A 15,716-nucleotide genomic window follows, 5' to 3' on the forward strand; every position below is an offset into this window, starting at 1 on the left:
ATGCGGCGCGGCTTAGGTTTCTTTCGCCGCTTGCGGCGGGCCGAGGATTGCGGCCTGCCGTCCCAGCACAACCCGCGATACGGCTGGCTTCGCCGGCTTTCGCCTGCCGTGGTGGTCGCGCTGACCGCCTCGGCGCTGGCCGGCGCGCCCGAACCGGCGGGTCTCGCCACCAGCCGTGCCGATCTGACGCCGAAGGATCTGGCGCGCGTCATTGCCATCACCAGGCCGACCGGGGATTTTTCCAAGCCCGAGCAGTTCGAGCCGATGCAGGGCGGCGCCGGCACGTCGCGGAAAGGCGCTAACAAGGACGCTTTCTCGCAATCTTCCGCCAATTTCACTTTCGAGGAACAAGGCACCTTCAAGCTCGGCAATGCTCTTTTCCGGAAGAACTGGGTGTCGTCGCCCTCATCGACGCAGGCATCGGACGGGCTTGGTCCGCTGTTCAACGAGCGGGCGTGCCAGAATTGCCATCTGAAGGACGGTCGCGGTCATCCGCCGGAAGCCGACAGCGGCACCACCTCGATGTTCCTGCGGCTGGCGCGGCAGGCGAGCACCGAGGGGGAGAAAGCAGCGCTGGCCGCCCGCAAGGTGCTCAACTTCCCCGATCCGGTCTACGGCTCGCAATTGCAGGAACTGGCCGTTCCGGGCCTTCGCGGCGAGGGCAGGATGCGTGTCGTCTATCAGGAGCAAAAAGTCAGGCTGCCGGACGGCACCGTGGTTTGGCTGCGCAAGCCGAGCTATTCGGTCGATGATCTTGCCAACGGGCCGCTCGATCCGCACACCACGCTTTCGCCGCGCTTGACGCCGCCGATGATCGGCCTCGGCCTGGTCGAGCAAATCGCGCCGGCCGACATTCTCGCCAGTGCCGATCCGGACGATCGCAACAGTGACGGCATCTCCGGCAAGCCCAACATCGTGCGCGACGGCCACAGCGGCGAGCCGACGCTCGGCCGCTTTGGCTGGAAGGCGCAGACCCCTTCGATCCGCCAGCAGGCGGCGGACGCATTTGCCGGCGACATCGGCATTTCGACGCCGGAAGTGCCGAACCACTGGGGCGATTGCACCGCGGCCGAAAAGAACTGCCTTGCCATGGCCAACGGCGTGCAGGAGCGCCTCGGCCCGGTCGAGGCGCCGCCGCCGGTTATGGACCTGGTCACCTTCTATTCTCAAAACCTCGCCGTGCCGGCGCGGCGCGATCTCGACAAGCCCGATGTGCTGGCCGGCAAGAAGCTGTTCTACGACATGGGCTGCATTTCCTGCCATACGCCGAAATTCGTCACCCGCCGCGGCACGCCCAACAAGGCGCAGGCCTTCCAGCTGATCTGGCCCTATTCCGATTTTCTGCTGCACGACATGGGGCCGGGCCTCGCCGACGGGCAAGCGGTGGGCGATGCCAGCGGGAGCGAATGGCGCACGCCGCCGCTGTGGGGCATCGGTCTTACCCAGACCGTCAACGGCAACAACTTCTTCCTGCACGACGGGCGGGCGCGCACGCTGACCGAGGCGATCCTTTGGCATGGCGGCGAGGGGCAGAAGGCGCGCGACCGCTTTGCCGCCGCCGCCGCGCCCGATCGCGCCGCATTGGTCAAATTCCTGGAGTCGTTGTGATGTCGAAGCGTCTGGCGTTTGTCCTGGTTCTCCCGCTGGTCCTCGCCGGCGCATTGCCGGCGTCCGCAGCGGTGAAGGCTTCCGACGTGATCCAGCGAGCAATCGACGGCTTTGTCCGCCCCGCCTATGCGCGCCTGCAAGACCATGCCGACAGCCTGAGCAAGGCGGTGCGGACGCTGTGCGACGCGCCTTCGCAGTACCATCTCGATGCGGCGCGTTCCGAATTCTCCGGCACCGTTGATGCCTGGTCGGTCGTCGAGATCATCCGCATCGGACCGATCACGCAGAACAACCGGCTGGAACGCATGCTGTTTTGGCCGGACCGCAAGAGCATCGGCCTGAGGCAGGTGCAGGCGGCGTTGGCCAGTAAAGACCGGACCGCCGCCGATCCGGCCCAGCTGGCGAAAAAGAGCGTTGCCATGCAAGGGCTCGGCGCGCTGGAATTCGTGCTTTACGGCGACGGCGCCGAGCGGCTCGCCGGCAGGGACGATCCCTATCGCTGCGCTTACGGCGCGGCCGTCGCCGGCAACATCGAAACGATCGCCGCCGAGGTCAGCGACGCCTGGAACAAGCCCGACGGCTTTGCAGCACTTTGGGCCAATCCGGGGCCGCAAAACGCACTCTACCGCGACGGCACGGAAGCGGTGACCGAATTGGTCGGCGTCTTCATCAACGAACTGGAGATGGTCCGTGACGTGCGCCTGAAAGGTTTTCTGGGCAGTAGCCCGCAGGCCGACAAGCCGAAACAGGCGATCTACTGGCGTTCACAAAACACCGCGCGTTCGCTGACCGGAAATCTTTCGGGCATGGACGCTCTGTTCCAGGCTTCGCAGCTTGGCGACGCGCTGTCGCCCGATGCGCGCTGGATGGCGGAATCGATCCACATCCAGCTCGTCAACGGCGCCGCCGACGCCACCGCCATCAGAGGCCCGATCGACAAGGCGCTTGCCGATCCGGCGCTGCGCCAGAAGCTCGACCACTTCTCGCTGGTGACATCCAGCCTGTCGACCCTCATCGGCACCAGGCTAACCGCCGAATTTGGCCTGACCGCCGGCTTCTCGTCGCTCGACGGAGACTGATTCTGAAGACGTCGCTTATCGACCGCCGCGACTTCCTGAGGGCTGCCGGGGCAGGCTTTGTTGCCGCGATGGCGCCATCGGCATGGGCGAAGACGCTTAGCACGGACGCCGTCTTCGCCACCGCGTTCGTCAAGCGCGACGGCAGCTATGGCGCGGCGATCCTGTCCGAGGCCGGCAAGGTGCTGCATGCCATCGACCTGCCCGCCCGCGGTCACGACGTCACATTCGATCCGCTGTCGAAGCGCTCGGTGGTCTTTGCCAGGCAGCCCGGCACTTTCGCGGTTGTGTTCGACCATACCGGCCGCGACGAGCCGCTGACCATTGCCAGCATCAGTGGTCGGCATTTCTTCGGCCACGGCGTGTTTTCGACCGACGGTGCGCTGCTCTACGCCACCGAGAACGATTTCGACAATGCCGCCGGCGTGGTCGGCGTCTATGACACGCGTGCGAAATTCAAGCGCGTTGGCGAGTTCCCGACCTATGGCATGGGTCCGCACGAGCTTCTGCTGCTCGGCGACGGCAGGACGATTGCCGTCGCCAATGGCGGCATCGAGACGCACCCGGATTATGGCCGCGCCGAGCTCAACATCGCGACGATGAAGCCATCCTATATGCTGGTCGACCGCCTTACCGGCGACCTTGTCGAAAAGCACGAATTGCCGCCGGCGCTGCACCAGCTTTCGATCCGGCACATGGATACCGACAAATCCGGCGCGGTCTGGTTCGGCTGCCAGTACAGGGGGCCGGGCAGCGATCGTCCGCTGCTGGTCGGCCGCGCCGCACGCGGCAAGGATCTGCAACTGCTCGACATGCCGCAGGACGTGCTGTCCGGCTTCAGGAACTACATCGGCTCGGTCGCCGCCAACCCCGCTGCCGGCACCGTCGCGGTGTCCTCGCCGGAAGGCAACTCGCTTGCCATCATCGATGCGGCCAGCGGCCGGATCGTCGCCACCAGCGCACTGGCCGAGGTCTGCGGCGTGGCGCCCGACGGGGCGAGCTTCATGGCGACGACCGGCACGGGGCAAATAGCCCAAGCCGGCGGCGCGACACGGTCCGAGCCGGACTATGTCTGGGACAATCACATGCTGCGCATCGACCAGGCCGCATAGTGCGGCACTGGTTCATTGACGGTTGTGGTCGCTGAAAGCTACCTCTTTTTGGGCGAGGTCGAAGCGAAGCCGCCAAACGATTTATGCATTATCCCCTTGCAGGGACGAGCCATGGCAGGCACAGGGAAATTGTCTTTCCAACCCCCTGTGCCCCAAGCGGGTGCTCCCAACCGGCCGCCTCATGAAGTTGCTTGCCATCGATTGTGCCGCCAATCTCTGCGCCGCCTGTGTCTACGACGCGGCGGCCGGGAAGGAACTCGGCCGCTCGGTGCTCGATCTCGGCAAGGGCCATGCCGAACATCTGATGGCTGTGATCGAAGAGGCGTTGACGACCGGCGGCGCCGACTATGCCGGCCTTGGCGCCATCGCTGTCTCCACCGGCCCGGGCTCCTTCACCGGCCTGCGCGTCGGCGTCTCGGCGGCGCGGGGCCTGGCGCTGGCGCTGAAAATCCCGGCAATCGGGGTGACGACGCTGGAAGCGCTGGCGGCGCAGGCGAAAGAGACATTTCCCGGCCGCGCCGTGCTGGCCGCGCTCGACGCCGGCCGCGAGGAGATCCATGCAGCGCTTTACGACGAAGCATCCGTTTTGATTTATGGTCCCGCGGTGGCCACGCTTTCGCAAGCCGCCGCCATGGCGGTTGACGGGTTTCCGGTTCTGGCCGGCACCGCGGCCACGCAAATTGCTGCATCGGCCGGGCGCGCCTTCGACGTCGGCCCGACAAGCGCCACTGCGGATATCGCAATCTATGCCCGGCTGGCCGCTACCAAGGGTGAAGGCGAAAAGCCGAAACCGCTTTATCTGCGCGGAGCTGACGCCAAGCCGCAGGCCGGGTTTATCCTGTCCAGGAAGAAAGCCGGGAAGAAAAACTGATGCGCATTCCTTTCCTCCAGCCGCGCCGCAGGGACTTTGCGCTCGAGCCGCTGACGGTCGCCGACAGTGCGGCCCTGTCGGTGCTGCATCGCGAGGATTTCGTCCGGCCGTGGAGTGATGACGAATTCGCCGCGCTGATCGAGCAGGACACGGTGTTCGGCTATGCCGCGCGCGAGGCCGGCCAGGGTGCCAAGCCGCCGGTCGGTTTCGTGCTGGCGCGCCTGGCGGCCGGCGAAGGCGAGGTCCTGACTGTCGCGGTGGCGCGCTCCCATCGCCGCCAGGGCCTTGGCTGGCAACTGATGGATGCGGTGCTGCGCGAACTGCATGCGCAACGCGCCGAGGCGCTTTTCCTCGAGGTCGACGAGACCAACGTCGCCGCGATCGCGCTCTATCGGCGGCTGGGATTCCGCGAGGTCGGCAAACGTGCCAACTACTACAGATCGCCCGAGCACGGCCCGACCGGAGCGCTTGTCATGCGCCGCGATCTTCGCTAGCGCATCGGCCCGCAAATCGGAACCGATTCTCGGAAAGCACGATGCGCAGGTTGAGATGCGCAGATTAAAAAGCGCTAAAGCGTGCTTGGACGTCCAGTTGGACGCGTCGCTCTAGCCAGAACTCGGGACAGGGCCAAGAGCGAATGATCGGAAAAATCAGGATTTTCCTGGCGCTGGGCCTCGTTGTCGCAGGCTCGTTGATCCTCGTGCCGTTGCAGATCCTGTCGATGAAGACCGGCCTGTGGCGCGAGACGTTCATCCTGAAGATCTGGCACCGGCTCATCATCCGGGCGCTCGGCATGCGCATCCACGTCAAGGGGACCTTGTCCAATCAGCGCCCGTTACTGGTTGCGTCGAACCACGTTTCATGGACCGACATCATGGTGCTGGGGTCGATGGCCGACGTGACGTTCATCGCCAGGGCCGACATGGCCGGCTGGCCGTTGATCGGCATGTTGTCGAAGCTGCAGCGCACCGTTTTCATCGAGCGCGAGCGCAAACGTTCGTCGGGCGACCAGGCGAGTGAGATCGCCAGCCGCATGGCCAAGGGCGACGCCATGGTGCTGTTTGCCGAAGGTTCGACCAGCGACGGCAACATGATCTTGCCGTTCAAGAGCACGCTGTTCGGCGCCGCCTCGATGGCGATTTCGGAAGGGGCGGCCGAAACGGTCTTCATCCAGCCGGTGGCGATCGTCTATACGCGCCTGCACGGCGTGCCGCTCGGCCGCAGGCACCGGCCGATTGCCGCCTGGATCGGCGACGAGGATTTGATGCCGCATCTCAAGGTGCTGATGGCGGAGGGCGGGCTCGATGTCGAAGTGCATTTCGGCGAGCCGGTCGCCTTCTCCAAGGGCTCCAGCCGCAAGGAAACGGCCAGGCTGATGGAAAGTCAGGTGCGTGATATGGTGCAGGCGGCATTCGCCGATCCGCGCCCGAGCCGGTAAGCCGGAAAAGCTCCAGCGCTTTGCGCGTCCAAAGGAGGCGCGGCGCTGTAAGGCAGAATCGTCTGTTTTTTGTCGGGGAAAGGCGTTAGAAGCCGCCAGATGGAATTGAACACGATCGAACGGGACGACATCGATACTGCGACCGAAACTGCGGTCGCGCCGCCTGCCGCGAGCCGGAAGGTCTTCGTCAAGACCTATGGCTGCCAGATGAACGTCTACGATTCGCAGCGCATGACCGACGCGCTGGCCGCCGACGGCTATACTGCGACGGATGCGATCGGCGAGGCCGATCTGGTGCTGCTCAACACCTGCCATATCCGCGAGAAAGCCGCCGAAAAGGTCTATTCCGAACTCGGCCGCATTCGTGAGATGAAGGCCGAACGGGCTCGGGCCGGCCGCGAGATGCTGGTCGGCGTCGCCGGCTGCGTGGCGCAGGCCGAGGGCTCCGAGATCATCCGCCGCTCGCCGGCCGTCGATCTGGTGATCGGCCCGCAGACCTATCATCGGCTGCCCGACGTGCTGGCACGGGTGCGCGGCGGCGAAAAGATCGTCGAGACGGACTACGCCATCGAAGACAAGTTCGAGCATCTGCCGCAGCCGAAGCGCGCCGAGATCATCAGGCGCGGCGTCACCGCGTTCCTGACGGTGCAGGAAGGCTGCGACAAGTTCTGCACCTTCTGCGTGGTGCCCTATACCAGAGGCTCGGAAGTGTCGCGGCCGGTGGCGCAGATCGTCGCCGAGGCCGAGCGGCTGGCGCAAGCCGGCGTGCGCGAGGTGACGCTGCTTGGACAGAACGTCAATGCCTGGCACGGCGAAGGCGAAGCCAAAGGGGGCAAGACCGAGGAATGGGGTCTTGGCCGCCTGCTGTTCCGGCTGGCCGAGATTCCCGGGCTGGCGCGGTTGCGCTACACCACCAGCCACCCGCGCGACATGGACGACGAATTGATCGCCGCTCACCGTGACTTGCCGGCGCTGATGCCCTATCTGCATTTGCCTGTGCAATCCGGCTCCGACCGCATCCTCAAGGCGATGAACCGCAGGCATACGGCAAAAGATTATTTGACGCTGCTCGACCGGATCCGCGCCGCACGGAGCGATATCGCGCTTTCGGGCGACTTCATTGTCGGCTTTCCCGGCGAGACGGATGCGGATTTCGAGGCGACGATGGACCTTGTCCACCAGGTGAACTATGCCTCGGCCTTCTCGTTCAAATATTCGCCGCGCCCCGGCACGCCGGGCGCGGAAATGGCCGATCATGTGCCGGAAGCGGTCAAGGACGAGCGCCTGCAGCGACTGCAGGCGCTGTTGCTGACCCAGCAGCAGGAGTTCGGCGCCAGCCTGGTCGGCAGCACCATCGACACGCTGATCGAGAAGCCGGGCCGCCAGGCTGGCCAGAAGGTCGGCCGCTCACCGTGGCTGCAGCCGGTTATTGTTGATGAAAAGTCCGGCGAAATCGGTGAGATTATCCAGGTACGAATCACGAAGACGGGTTACAACAGCCTGTTCGCCGAATTGGCCTGAAGGTCTCGGCAGATGAGGAGAGACGGTTGAGCGCTGCGGAAGTGAAGAACCTGCCCCAGAACCTACCATCGGGGGCTTCGGATATGGCGCACATCGTTCTGACTTTCGACAACAATAAGCTTGCCAGCGCCCTTTATGGCCAGTTCGACGAGAATCTGGCCAGGCTCGAGCAGAAGCTTGGCGTCGATATCCGCTCGCGCGGCAACCAGCTGACCATCAAGGGCTCCGCCTCGGCCGCCGAGCAGGCGCGCCGCGCCCTGGATAATCTCTACGGCATTCTCCAGAAAGGCGCTGATATCGGCCAGTCGGACGTCGACGGCGCCGTGCGGATGGCGATCGCTGCCGACGACCAGCTGACGCTGCCGACGCTGGAGCGCAAGGGCAAGGTGTCAGCCGCCCAGATATCGACGCGCAAGAAGACGATCTATGCCCGCTCGCTCAACCAGGACGCCTATATGCGCGCGCTGGAGCGGTCCGAACTCGTCTTCGGCATCGGCCCGGCTGGCACGGGAAAAACCTTTCTGGCGGTGGCGCATGCGGCGATGCTGCTCGAACGTGGCATGGTCGAGCGTATCGTGCTGTCGCGGCCGGCCGTGGAGGCCGGCGAGCGGCTCGGCTTTCTGCCCGGTGACATGAAGGAGAAGGTCGATCCCTATCTGCGGCCTCTCTATGACGCGCTTTACGAGATGATGCCGGCCGACAAGGTCGAGCGGGCGATTGCCGCCGAGGTGATCGAGATCGCGCCGCTGGCTTTCATGCGCGGCCGCACCCTGGCGCACTCCGCCGTCATCCTCGACGAGGCGCAGAACGCCACGCCGATGCAGATGAAGATGTTCCTGACCCGTCTCGGCGAGAATTCGCGCATGATCGTCACCGGCGATCCGACCCAGATCGACCTGCCGCAAAACACCAAATCCGGTCTGGTCGAGGCGCTTAGGATCCTCGACGGCGTCACCGGCATGGTGACGGTGCGCTTCAACGAAGGCGACGTCGTCAGGCATCCGCTGGTCGCCGAGATCGTCAAGGCCTACGACCGCGACGGCAAGCTGGCCCGGGGCCTGGGCGCCGAAGGCTGAAGATGCAGCCTTATGGCTGAGGACAAAAAATCTGTAGGCGGGGATCTTCCGGTCCCCGTCGACATCGATATAGCAGTCGAAGCGGGCGACTGGCCCGATGAGGCCGCGCTGACGCGGCTGGTCGATCGCGCCGTTGCCGCCGCGTTTGCCGAAACCGGCGCGGCTGGCCGTTCCGAGCTCAGCATCGTTTTTTCTGACGATGCCCACATCCGCAGTCTCAATGCGGGATGGCGCGGCAAGGACAAACCGACCAACGTCCTGTCTTTCCCGGCTTTTCCGCTCGCCAAGGGCCGTCCGCTGCCGCCCATGCTCGGCGACATTGTGCTGGCCGCCGAGACGGTCGAGCGGGAAGCCGCACTGGAAGACAAGCCTGTCGACAACCATATCACCCATCTCGTCATCCATGGCCTGCTGCATTTGCTGGGCTACGATCACGAGACCGACGCCGAGGCCGAAGAAATGGAAGCCGTCGAACGCGCAGCACTTGCAAGGCTTGCCATTCCCGATCCCTACGCGTAACTAAAAAGATCAAATGACCGGACGACGATGAACGACAAACCAGAGACTGCCGCCCACCCAGATGCCGGCAGTGCGACCAAGCCATCCGAACAGACGGAAGAGGACTCTAGTCCGAGTACCACGACCGGCAGCTTCGCCAGCGAGCCATCGCCTGCCGGTCCTTCCCTGTTCGATCGCGTGCTCGGCCTGTTCAGGCAGCGCAACGGCACCAGCCTGCGCGAGGAGATCGCCGACGCGCTTGCCGAAACGGCGAGCGATGCCGGCGCCTTTTCGCCCGGCGAACGGGCCATGCTCAACAACATTCTGCGCCTGCGCGAGGTTCGCGTCGAGGATGTCATGGTGCCGCGCGCCGACATCGAGGCGGTCGAGATCACGACGAACCTGGGCGATCTTCTGGGACTGTTCGAGCAGTCCGGCCATTCCCGCATGCCAGTCTATTCGGAGACGCTCGATGACCCGCGCGGCATGGTCCACATCCGCGACGTGCTCGCTCACATCACCAAGCTGGCCCGCGTCAGAAAGAGCAGGACGACCAGGAAAGCCGCCCCTGCCACGCTTCTCGATCTCGCCAAGGTCGATCTCACGCGCACCATCGGCGACCTGACCCTGATCCGCCCGGTGCTTTTCGTGCCGCCGTCGATGCTCGCCTCCGACCTGATGGGGCGCATGCAGGCGATGCGCACCCAGATGGCGCTGGTCATCGACGAATATGGCGGCACCGATGGTCTGGTCTCGCTCGAGGATATCGTCGAGATGGTGGTCGGCGACATCGAGGACGAGCACGACGAGGACGAGCCGATGATCACCCAGACCGGCGAGGGCGTGTTCGTCGTCGACGGCAAGGCCGAGATCGACGATGTCGCCAAGATGATCGGCGAGGATTTTGCCGCCGGCGAGCATGGCGAATATGTCGACACGATCGGCGGCATGATCTTCAACACGCTTGGCCGGGTCCCTGCACGCGGCGAAGTGGTGCAGGCCATCCCCGGCTTCGAATTCCATGTGCTCGACGCCGATCCACGCCGCGTCAAGCGTGTGCGCATCGTGGAGACCCAGAAAAGCGAGCGCCGGCGGCGCGCCGTCCGCGCCGAGCAGGCTTGAAAGACGCCGCTCGCCCGATGACGGTCGACGATCCGTTCAAGCGCTCAACCTTGGGCTCCGGCATATTCTACAGGAATCCGCGCGCCGCCTTGATCTGGCTTGAAAAGGCTTTCGGCTTCGAGCCGAGCATGGTGGTCAGCGACGCTGATGACAGGCTCGTCCATTCCGAAATGCGGTTCGGTGACGGCTATATGATCGTCGATTCCGAATGGGCCGACCATGTAGCCAGTCCCGCGTCGGTCGCCGGCAAGAACACGCAGTCGGTTTATGTGCGCCTCAAGGACGGCCTAGATTCCCACTGCGATCGTGCAAGGGCGGCGGGAGCCAAGATCGTCCAGGAGCCGGCTGACCAGTTTTACGGTGAACGGCAGGACAGGGCGCGCGATCCTGAAGGTCACGTCTGGACATTTTCCCAGACCGCACGCTTTGTTCCACGCGAGGAGGCTGAAAGGCTGGGCGATCTGCAGATTGAAGGCTGGCACCGACTAGAATCCTCGGGCTGAATTTCAGCAATGGGTGGGAAGCGGTCTCGAACTACATGGTTTGCGAACCAATTCGGACGCTGTCCTGAGTACTAGGAGAATGTCTGATGCCGTGGAAACTCGATGAGACCGTGGAAACATCCGCGGGCGCTGTGGCAGCGGGTCAATTTGGTAGTGGACCCGCGCTTGTGCTGGCTCACGGCTGGCCGTGGTCTTCGTTCTCATGGCATCGGATTATTCCAGATCTTGCAAGGCGGTATCGTGTCCACTGGTACGATATGCCCGGATACGGGCGATCCGACAAAGGGGCGGAGCAGCGCACCTCACTCGATGTGCAAGGAGAAGTATTCGCCGAGATGCTCGCGCATTGGGACCTTGAGCAGCCCACCGTTGTTGCCCATGATTTCGGCGGAGCGACGACGCTACGGGCGCATTTGCTGCATGGCTGCGACTTCGAGCGGTATGTCCTGATGAATGTCGTTGCCATGCGCCCTTGGGGATCGGAGTTCTTCGATCATGTCGGTCGCCATGTGGATGCCTTTCTGGGCCTGCCGCCGCATATCCACAGAGCGATCGTGGAAGCATACATCAAGGGGGCGATCGTAAATGACATCGCGCCCGGAGATTTCGAGAAACTTGTCGAGCCGTGGCTTGCCGAGGAGGGACGAGGAAGCTTCTATCGGCAATTCGCGCAAGCCGACGAAAAATATACCGCCGAAGTCGAGCCGCTGTTCGGTGATATCAGGTGTCCGGTAAAGATAATTTGGGGCAAGGACGATCCATGGATCCCGCTGGAGCGAGGCCAAGCGCTTCATGCGCTGATCCCGCAGGCATCGTTCGAAACATTACCTGGCGTCGGTCACTTGCCTCAGCTCGAAGCCCCGGATCTCGTGCTGGAGCGGCTGAACGCATTTCTATCACGCGCATTATAGTGATACACCGGCACGTGCGGTCTGCGCGACAATTCACATGCGACACTTATCTTGCCGGCGTCAGTCGCCCCACCTATCCAGCAGACCTAATCCGGCAGGCTGGCTGAAGCATAGCCGTTTGGAGCGTGGACTGCGGCCTGATAAATCTTCTGCCGTGATTCGCACGACTCGGAAGCATCGATGAAGCGCCTGGCCGGCCGGATAATTCTGCTGTGGGGCTGGCGCCGCGCGCTTGTGGCGTTTCTTGCCGGTGCGCTGGCGGTTCTTGCCCAGGCGCCTTACGATTTCTTCGCCGTCTGTTTCGTTTCGTTTCCGCTGCTGGTCTGGCTCCTCGACGGCGCAACCGGCGAAGCCTCCGATGGCTGGTTCCGGCATTTGCGGCCGGCCTTCGCCGTCGGCTGGTGGTTCGGCTTCGGCTATTTTCTCGCCGGATTGTGGTGGATCGGCTCAGCACTGCTGATCGAGGCCGACAGTTTCGCCTGGGCGCTTCCCTTCGCAGTGGTCGGAATTCCGCTGGCGCTCGCCTTTTTCTATGGCTTCGCGACAGCGGTTGCCCGGCTGCTGTGGAGCAACGACATCGGCCGCATCGCCGCCCTTGCCTTCGGCTTCGGCCTGGCGGAATGGCTGCGCGACTTTCTGTTCACCGGCTTTCCCTGGAATGCCGTCGGCTACGCGGCGATGCCGGTGCCCTTGCTTATGCAGAGCGTGTCGGTGACCGGCATGGTTGGCATCAACGCGCTGGCGGTCTTCGTCTTTGCCTTGCCGGCCCTGCTTGCGGCGCGCCGGCATGTCCGCCTGGGGGGTGCACTGGCTGCCGTTCTCGTCGCGGCCCATGTCGGCTTCGGCTATGTCAGGCTTGCTGCCAAGGTCGAACCGGCAACCCGCGCAATCGACGTCCGCATCGTGCAGCCGGCCGTCGACCTCAGCGAAAAGTGGGACCCTTCAGTGCCCGACCGGATCTTCGCTACACTGATGGGGCTTTCGGCCAAGGCGCCAGAGAATGGTCATGCCAAGCCGCAATTGATCCTGTGGCCGGAAACCTCTGTGCCGTTTTTTTTCGCCGAACGTCCCGATGCGCTGACCGCGCTGGGAGAGATGCTTGGCGACGGCCAGACGCTGATCGCCGGCGTCGTCCGGGAGGAAGGCGGGTCGGCGGAAGATGCCGACAGGCGGTACTACAATTCGGTGGTGGCAATCGACGACAAGGGTCAAATCGCCGATGCAGTCGACAAGGTTCATCTGGTGCCCTTTGGCGAATATCTGCCTTTTGCCGACCTGCTTGGCCGCTTGGGGCTCAAACAACTCGTCGCCGGGCCGACAACCTACGCGGCGGGCAATGAGCGGCACCCGATCGCGTTGCCCGGCGGCATCCGCGTGCTTCCGTTCATTTGCTACGAAGTCATCTTTCCCGATCTGGTGGCGGTTGACGCAACGTCAGCTGAGCTTATTGTGAATGTCACGAACGACGCGTGGTTCGGTGACACGCCGGGTCCGTACCAGCATTTCAGGCAGGCGCAGATTCGTGCGGTGGAGAACGGGGTGCCATTGTTGCGTGCAGCCAATAACGGCATTTCCGCTGTCGTCGATCCGCGCGGACGCATCCTCGATGCGCTGGCAATCGACGCCCGCGGAGCCATCGATGTCCACGTGCCGATTTCCAATCAAGCCATCGTTTCTTCCAGCCAAAGACGCATTAATGGACTGATGATCATGTTGCTGTTCGCTCTCGCCGCTTTGACAATGAATGTAAGGCAACGGCTACGGGCGAATTGACAGTCGACACATTAGAAACTCATACTGTAACCGCCTGAAATTTCTCGAAGTCAGCACGTCGGTTCTGTTGGGGCACTGGCCGCCGGCTTCGTTTTGGGCAGAAAAAACACAAAAAGCCGGAAAAATTCGGCGAGGAAAAAATGGCAGAAGAAAACAAGAAGAAGCCGAATCCTATCGACATCCATGTCGGAAGTCGCATCAGGCTTCGTCGCAATATGTTGGGAATGAGCCAGGAAAAGCTGGGCGAGAACCTCGGTATAACGTTTCAGCAGATACAGAAATACGAAAAGGGTACCAATCGCGTTGGCGCCAGCCGTTTGCAGGCAATCGCCTCGATACTGGGTGTGCCTGTCGCTTTCTTTTTCGAGGACGCGCCGGGCCAAGAGGCCGTGGGCAACCGCGGATTTGCCGAGGATGCATCAATGGCTTCTGCCGTCGAATTCTGCGGCAGTCCTGAAGGTCTTCAACTCAACCGGGCCTTCGTCAAGATCACCGACGTGAAGATACGCCGCAAGGTTATCGAGCTTGTGAAGGCCCTTTCCTCTGACGCAGTCGATTGATTACGCAGATTGGTCTGGGTCGATTGATTGGCAGCCGTTGAAAAGTCGAAGATAGCGAAGCCGTCATTGCGGGCATGCAAATTTCTTGCGATCTCGCGCATCGTGGAATTTACATCCCGCAGGCATGCCGGAGAGCGGATCGATTTTGCTCGACAGCCATGCTTAAAGTCTTTCTCATCAACGTGTTGAAGCTAAAGCACGTGCTGGAGCCAGGCAGGCTGGCGGCATCCTGCCGGCGGTCAAAGTGGTACAAGATAATGGCACCCACCGCTTGACGAGCGCTGCTCGGCACAGCTAACACGTGGCGCGCCAATCGGCAGCGTGCCGATGATTTTTCAAGAGGGGACACCCGTGACGCGGCAAAACTATCTATTCACCTCGGAATCCGTTGCCGAGGGTCATCCCGACAAGGTCTGCGATCGTATCTCCGACGAGATCGTCGATCTGGTCTATCGCGAGGCCAGAAAGACCGGCATGGACCCCTGGAAGGTCCGCGTCGCCTGCGAAACGCTGGCGACCACGAATCGCGTCGTCATCGCCGGCGAGGTGCGCGTCCCCGAGACCCTGCTCAAGAAGGACAAGGCCGGCAACATCCTGATGGATGCCGCCGGTCATCCGCTCGTCAATCCGGCCAAGTTCAAGTCGGCCGCCCGCAAGGCGATCCGCGAAATCGGCTATGAACAGGCCGGTTTCCACTGGAAGACGGCAAAGATCGAGGTTCTGCTGCATGGCCAGTCGCCGGATATCGGCCAGGGCGTCGACAATGCCTCCGACCGGCAAGGCGAGGAAGGGGCCGGCGACCAAGGCATCATGTTCGGCTATGCCTGCCGCGAGACCCCGGATCTGATGCCAGCGCCGATCTACTACAGCCACAAGATCCTCGAACTGCTGGCCGCCGCGCGCCATGAAGGCAACGGCGATGCCGGCCGGCTCGGGCCGGACGCCAAGAGCCAGGTCACCGTCCGCTATATCGACGGCAAGGCGGCGGAAGTGACTCAGATCGTGCTGTCCACCCAGCATCTCGACGCCAGCTGGGATTCGAAGAAGGTCCGCAACGTCGTCGAACCCTATATTCGCGAGGCGCTGGGCGACCTTAAGATCGCCGACAGCTGCAACTGGTACATCAACCCAACAGGCAAGTTCGTCATCGGCGGGCCCGACGGCGACGCCGGCCTGACCGGGCGCAAGATCATCGTCGACACTTACGGCGGTGCTGCGCCTCATGGCGGCGGAGCTTTTTCCGGCAAGGACACCACCAAGGTCGACCGTTCCGCGGCCTATGCGGCCCGCTACCTCGCCAAGAACGTGGTGGCGGCGAAGCTCGCCGATCGCTGCACCATCCAGCTTTCCTATGCCATTGGCGTGGCCCAGCCGCTGTCGGTCTATGTCGACCTGCACGGCACCGGCAGGGTCGATGAGGCAAAGCTCGAGCAGGCGCTGCGCACCGTGATGGATCTGTCGCCGTCCGGCATCCGCCGCCATCTCGATCTCAACAAGCCGATTTATGCCAAGACGTCGTCTTATGGTCATTTCGGCCGCAAGGCCGGCCGCGACGGGTCCTTCTCCTGGGAAAAGACCGACCTCGCCAAGGCTCTCAAGGACGCACTCGCCGAAGCGCCTGCCGAAGCAGTCGCGGCCTAGCCGCGG

The 15,716-nt window shown here is 63.2% G+C and carries 15 protein-coding genes; all 15 read left to right on the forward strand.

Translation table 11 applies throughout. From position 1 onward, the window contains the following. The 15 genes from M727_RS0104560 to metK all read left to right on the forward strand — a co-directional run bounded on the left by M727_RS0104560 (position 1) and on the right by metK (position 15,710). The gene (locus tag M727_RS0104560; protein ID WP_027151675.1) at positions 1-1,608 is read left to right on the forward strand and encodes a di-heme oxidoredictase family protein; all 1,608 of its coding nucleotides are present in this window, start codon (positions 1-3) and stop codon (positions 1,606-1,608) included. Further along, entirely contained in the window at positions 1,608-2,687 is a 1,080-nt protein-coding gene (locus M727_RS0104565) for an imelysin family protein (protein ID WP_027151676.1), read from the forward strand. Before M727_RS0104560 ends, M727_RS0104565 begins: the two co-directional genes overlap by 1 nt. A gap of 2 nt (positions 2,688-2,689) precedes the next feature. After that, positions 2,690-3,796, forward strand: coding sequence for a DUF1513 domain-containing protein (locus tag M727_RS0104570; RefSeq protein WP_027151677.1), 1,107 nt, complete (start codon positions 2,690-2,692; stop codon positions 3,794-3,796). 181 nt (positions 3,797-3,977) lie between these two features. Next, complete coding sequence (tsaB, locus tag M727_RS0104575) at positions 3,978-4,667, forward strand: tRNA (adenosine(37)-N6)-threonylcarbamoyltransferase complex dimerization subunit type 1 TsaB (protein WP_027151678.1); 690 nt, start codon at positions 3,978-3,980, stop codon at positions 4,665-4,667. Further along, a complete protein-coding gene (gene rimI / locus M727_RS0104580) occupies positions 4,667-5,161 on the forward strand; it encodes a ribosomal protein S18-alanine N-acetyltransferase (RefSeq protein WP_027151679.1) in 495 nt (164 codons plus the stop codon). The genes tsaB and rimI overlap by 1 nt, the downstream gene beginning before the upstream one ends. 143 nt (positions 5,162-5,304) lie before the next feature. Then, positions 5,305-6,105: a 1-acyl-sn-glycerol-3-phosphate acyltransferase gene (locus M727_RS0104585; protein WP_027151680.1), complete on the forward strand. Its 801-nt coding sequence runs from the start codon at positions 5,305-5,307 to the stop codon at positions 6,103-6,105. A gap of 99 nt (positions 6,106-6,204) precedes the next feature. Continuing rightward, positions 6,205-7,626: a tRNA (N6-isopentenyl adenosine(37)-C2)-methylthiotransferase MiaB gene (gene miaB / locus M727_RS0104590; RefSeq protein ID WP_036261432.1), complete on the forward strand. Its 1,422-nt coding sequence runs from the start codon at positions 6,205-6,207 to the stop codon at positions 7,624-7,626. Positions 7,627-7,652: 26 nt separating this feature from the next. Next, complete coding sequence (locus tag M727_RS0104595; RefSeq protein ID WP_036261435.1) at positions 7,653-8,702, forward strand: PhoH family protein; 1,050 nt, start codon at positions 7,653-7,655, stop codon at positions 8,700-8,702. A gap of 12 nt (positions 8,703-8,714) precedes the next feature. Then, on the forward strand, positions 8,715-9,221 hold the full coding sequence (gene ybeY, locus M727_RS0104600; RefSeq protein ID WP_027151683.1) for an rRNA maturation RNase YbeY: 507 nt from the start codon (positions 8,715-8,717) through the stop codon (positions 9,219-9,221). A gap of 27 nt (positions 9,222-9,248) precedes the next feature. After that, positions 9,249-10,322 (forward strand): hemolysin family protein, encoded by a 1,074-nt coding sequence (locus M727_RS0104605; RefSeq protein ID WP_023802107.1) that lies wholly within the window; start codon positions 9,249-9,251, stop codon positions 10,320-10,322. Next, positions 10,319-10,825 (forward strand): VOC family protein, encoded by a 507-nt coding sequence (locus M727_RS0104610; RefSeq protein ID WP_245268445.1) that lies wholly within the window; start codon positions 10,319-10,321, stop codon positions 10,823-10,825. The genes M727_RS0104605 and M727_RS0104610 overlap by 4 nt, the downstream gene beginning before the upstream one ends. 86 nt (positions 10,826-10,911) lie before the next feature. Continuing rightward, the gene (locus M727_RS0104615) at positions 10,912-11,736 is read left to right on the forward strand and encodes an alpha/beta hydrolase (protein ID WP_027151685.1); all 825 of its coding nucleotides are present in this window, start codon (positions 10,912-10,914) and stop codon (positions 11,734-11,736) included. Positions 11,737-11,916: 180 nt separating this feature from the next. Beyond that, a complete protein-coding gene (gene lnt / locus M727_RS0104620; RefSeq protein ID WP_027151686.1) occupies positions 11,917-13,509 on the forward strand; it encodes an apolipoprotein N-acyltransferase in 1,593 nt (530 codons plus the stop codon). 140 nt (positions 13,510-13,649) lie between these two features. Next, positions 13,650-14,069, forward strand: a complete 420-nt coding sequence (locus tag M727_RS0104625; protein ID WP_023802110.1) for a helix-turn-helix transcriptional regulator — start codon at positions 13,650-13,652, stop codon at positions 14,067-14,069. A gap of 351 nt (positions 14,070-14,420) precedes the next feature. Beyond that, entirely contained in the window at positions 14,421-15,710 is a 1,290-nt protein-coding gene (gene metK / locus M727_RS0104635; protein WP_023802112.1) for a methionine adenosyltransferase, read from the forward strand. Positions 15,711-15,716: the final 6 nt, after the last annotated feature.

The organism is Mesorhizobium sp. WSM2561 (assembly GCF_000513915.1).
Taxonomy (GTDB): Bacteria; Pseudomonadota; Alphaproteobacteria; order Rhizobiales; family Rhizobiaceae; genus Mesorhizobium; species Mesorhizobium muleiense.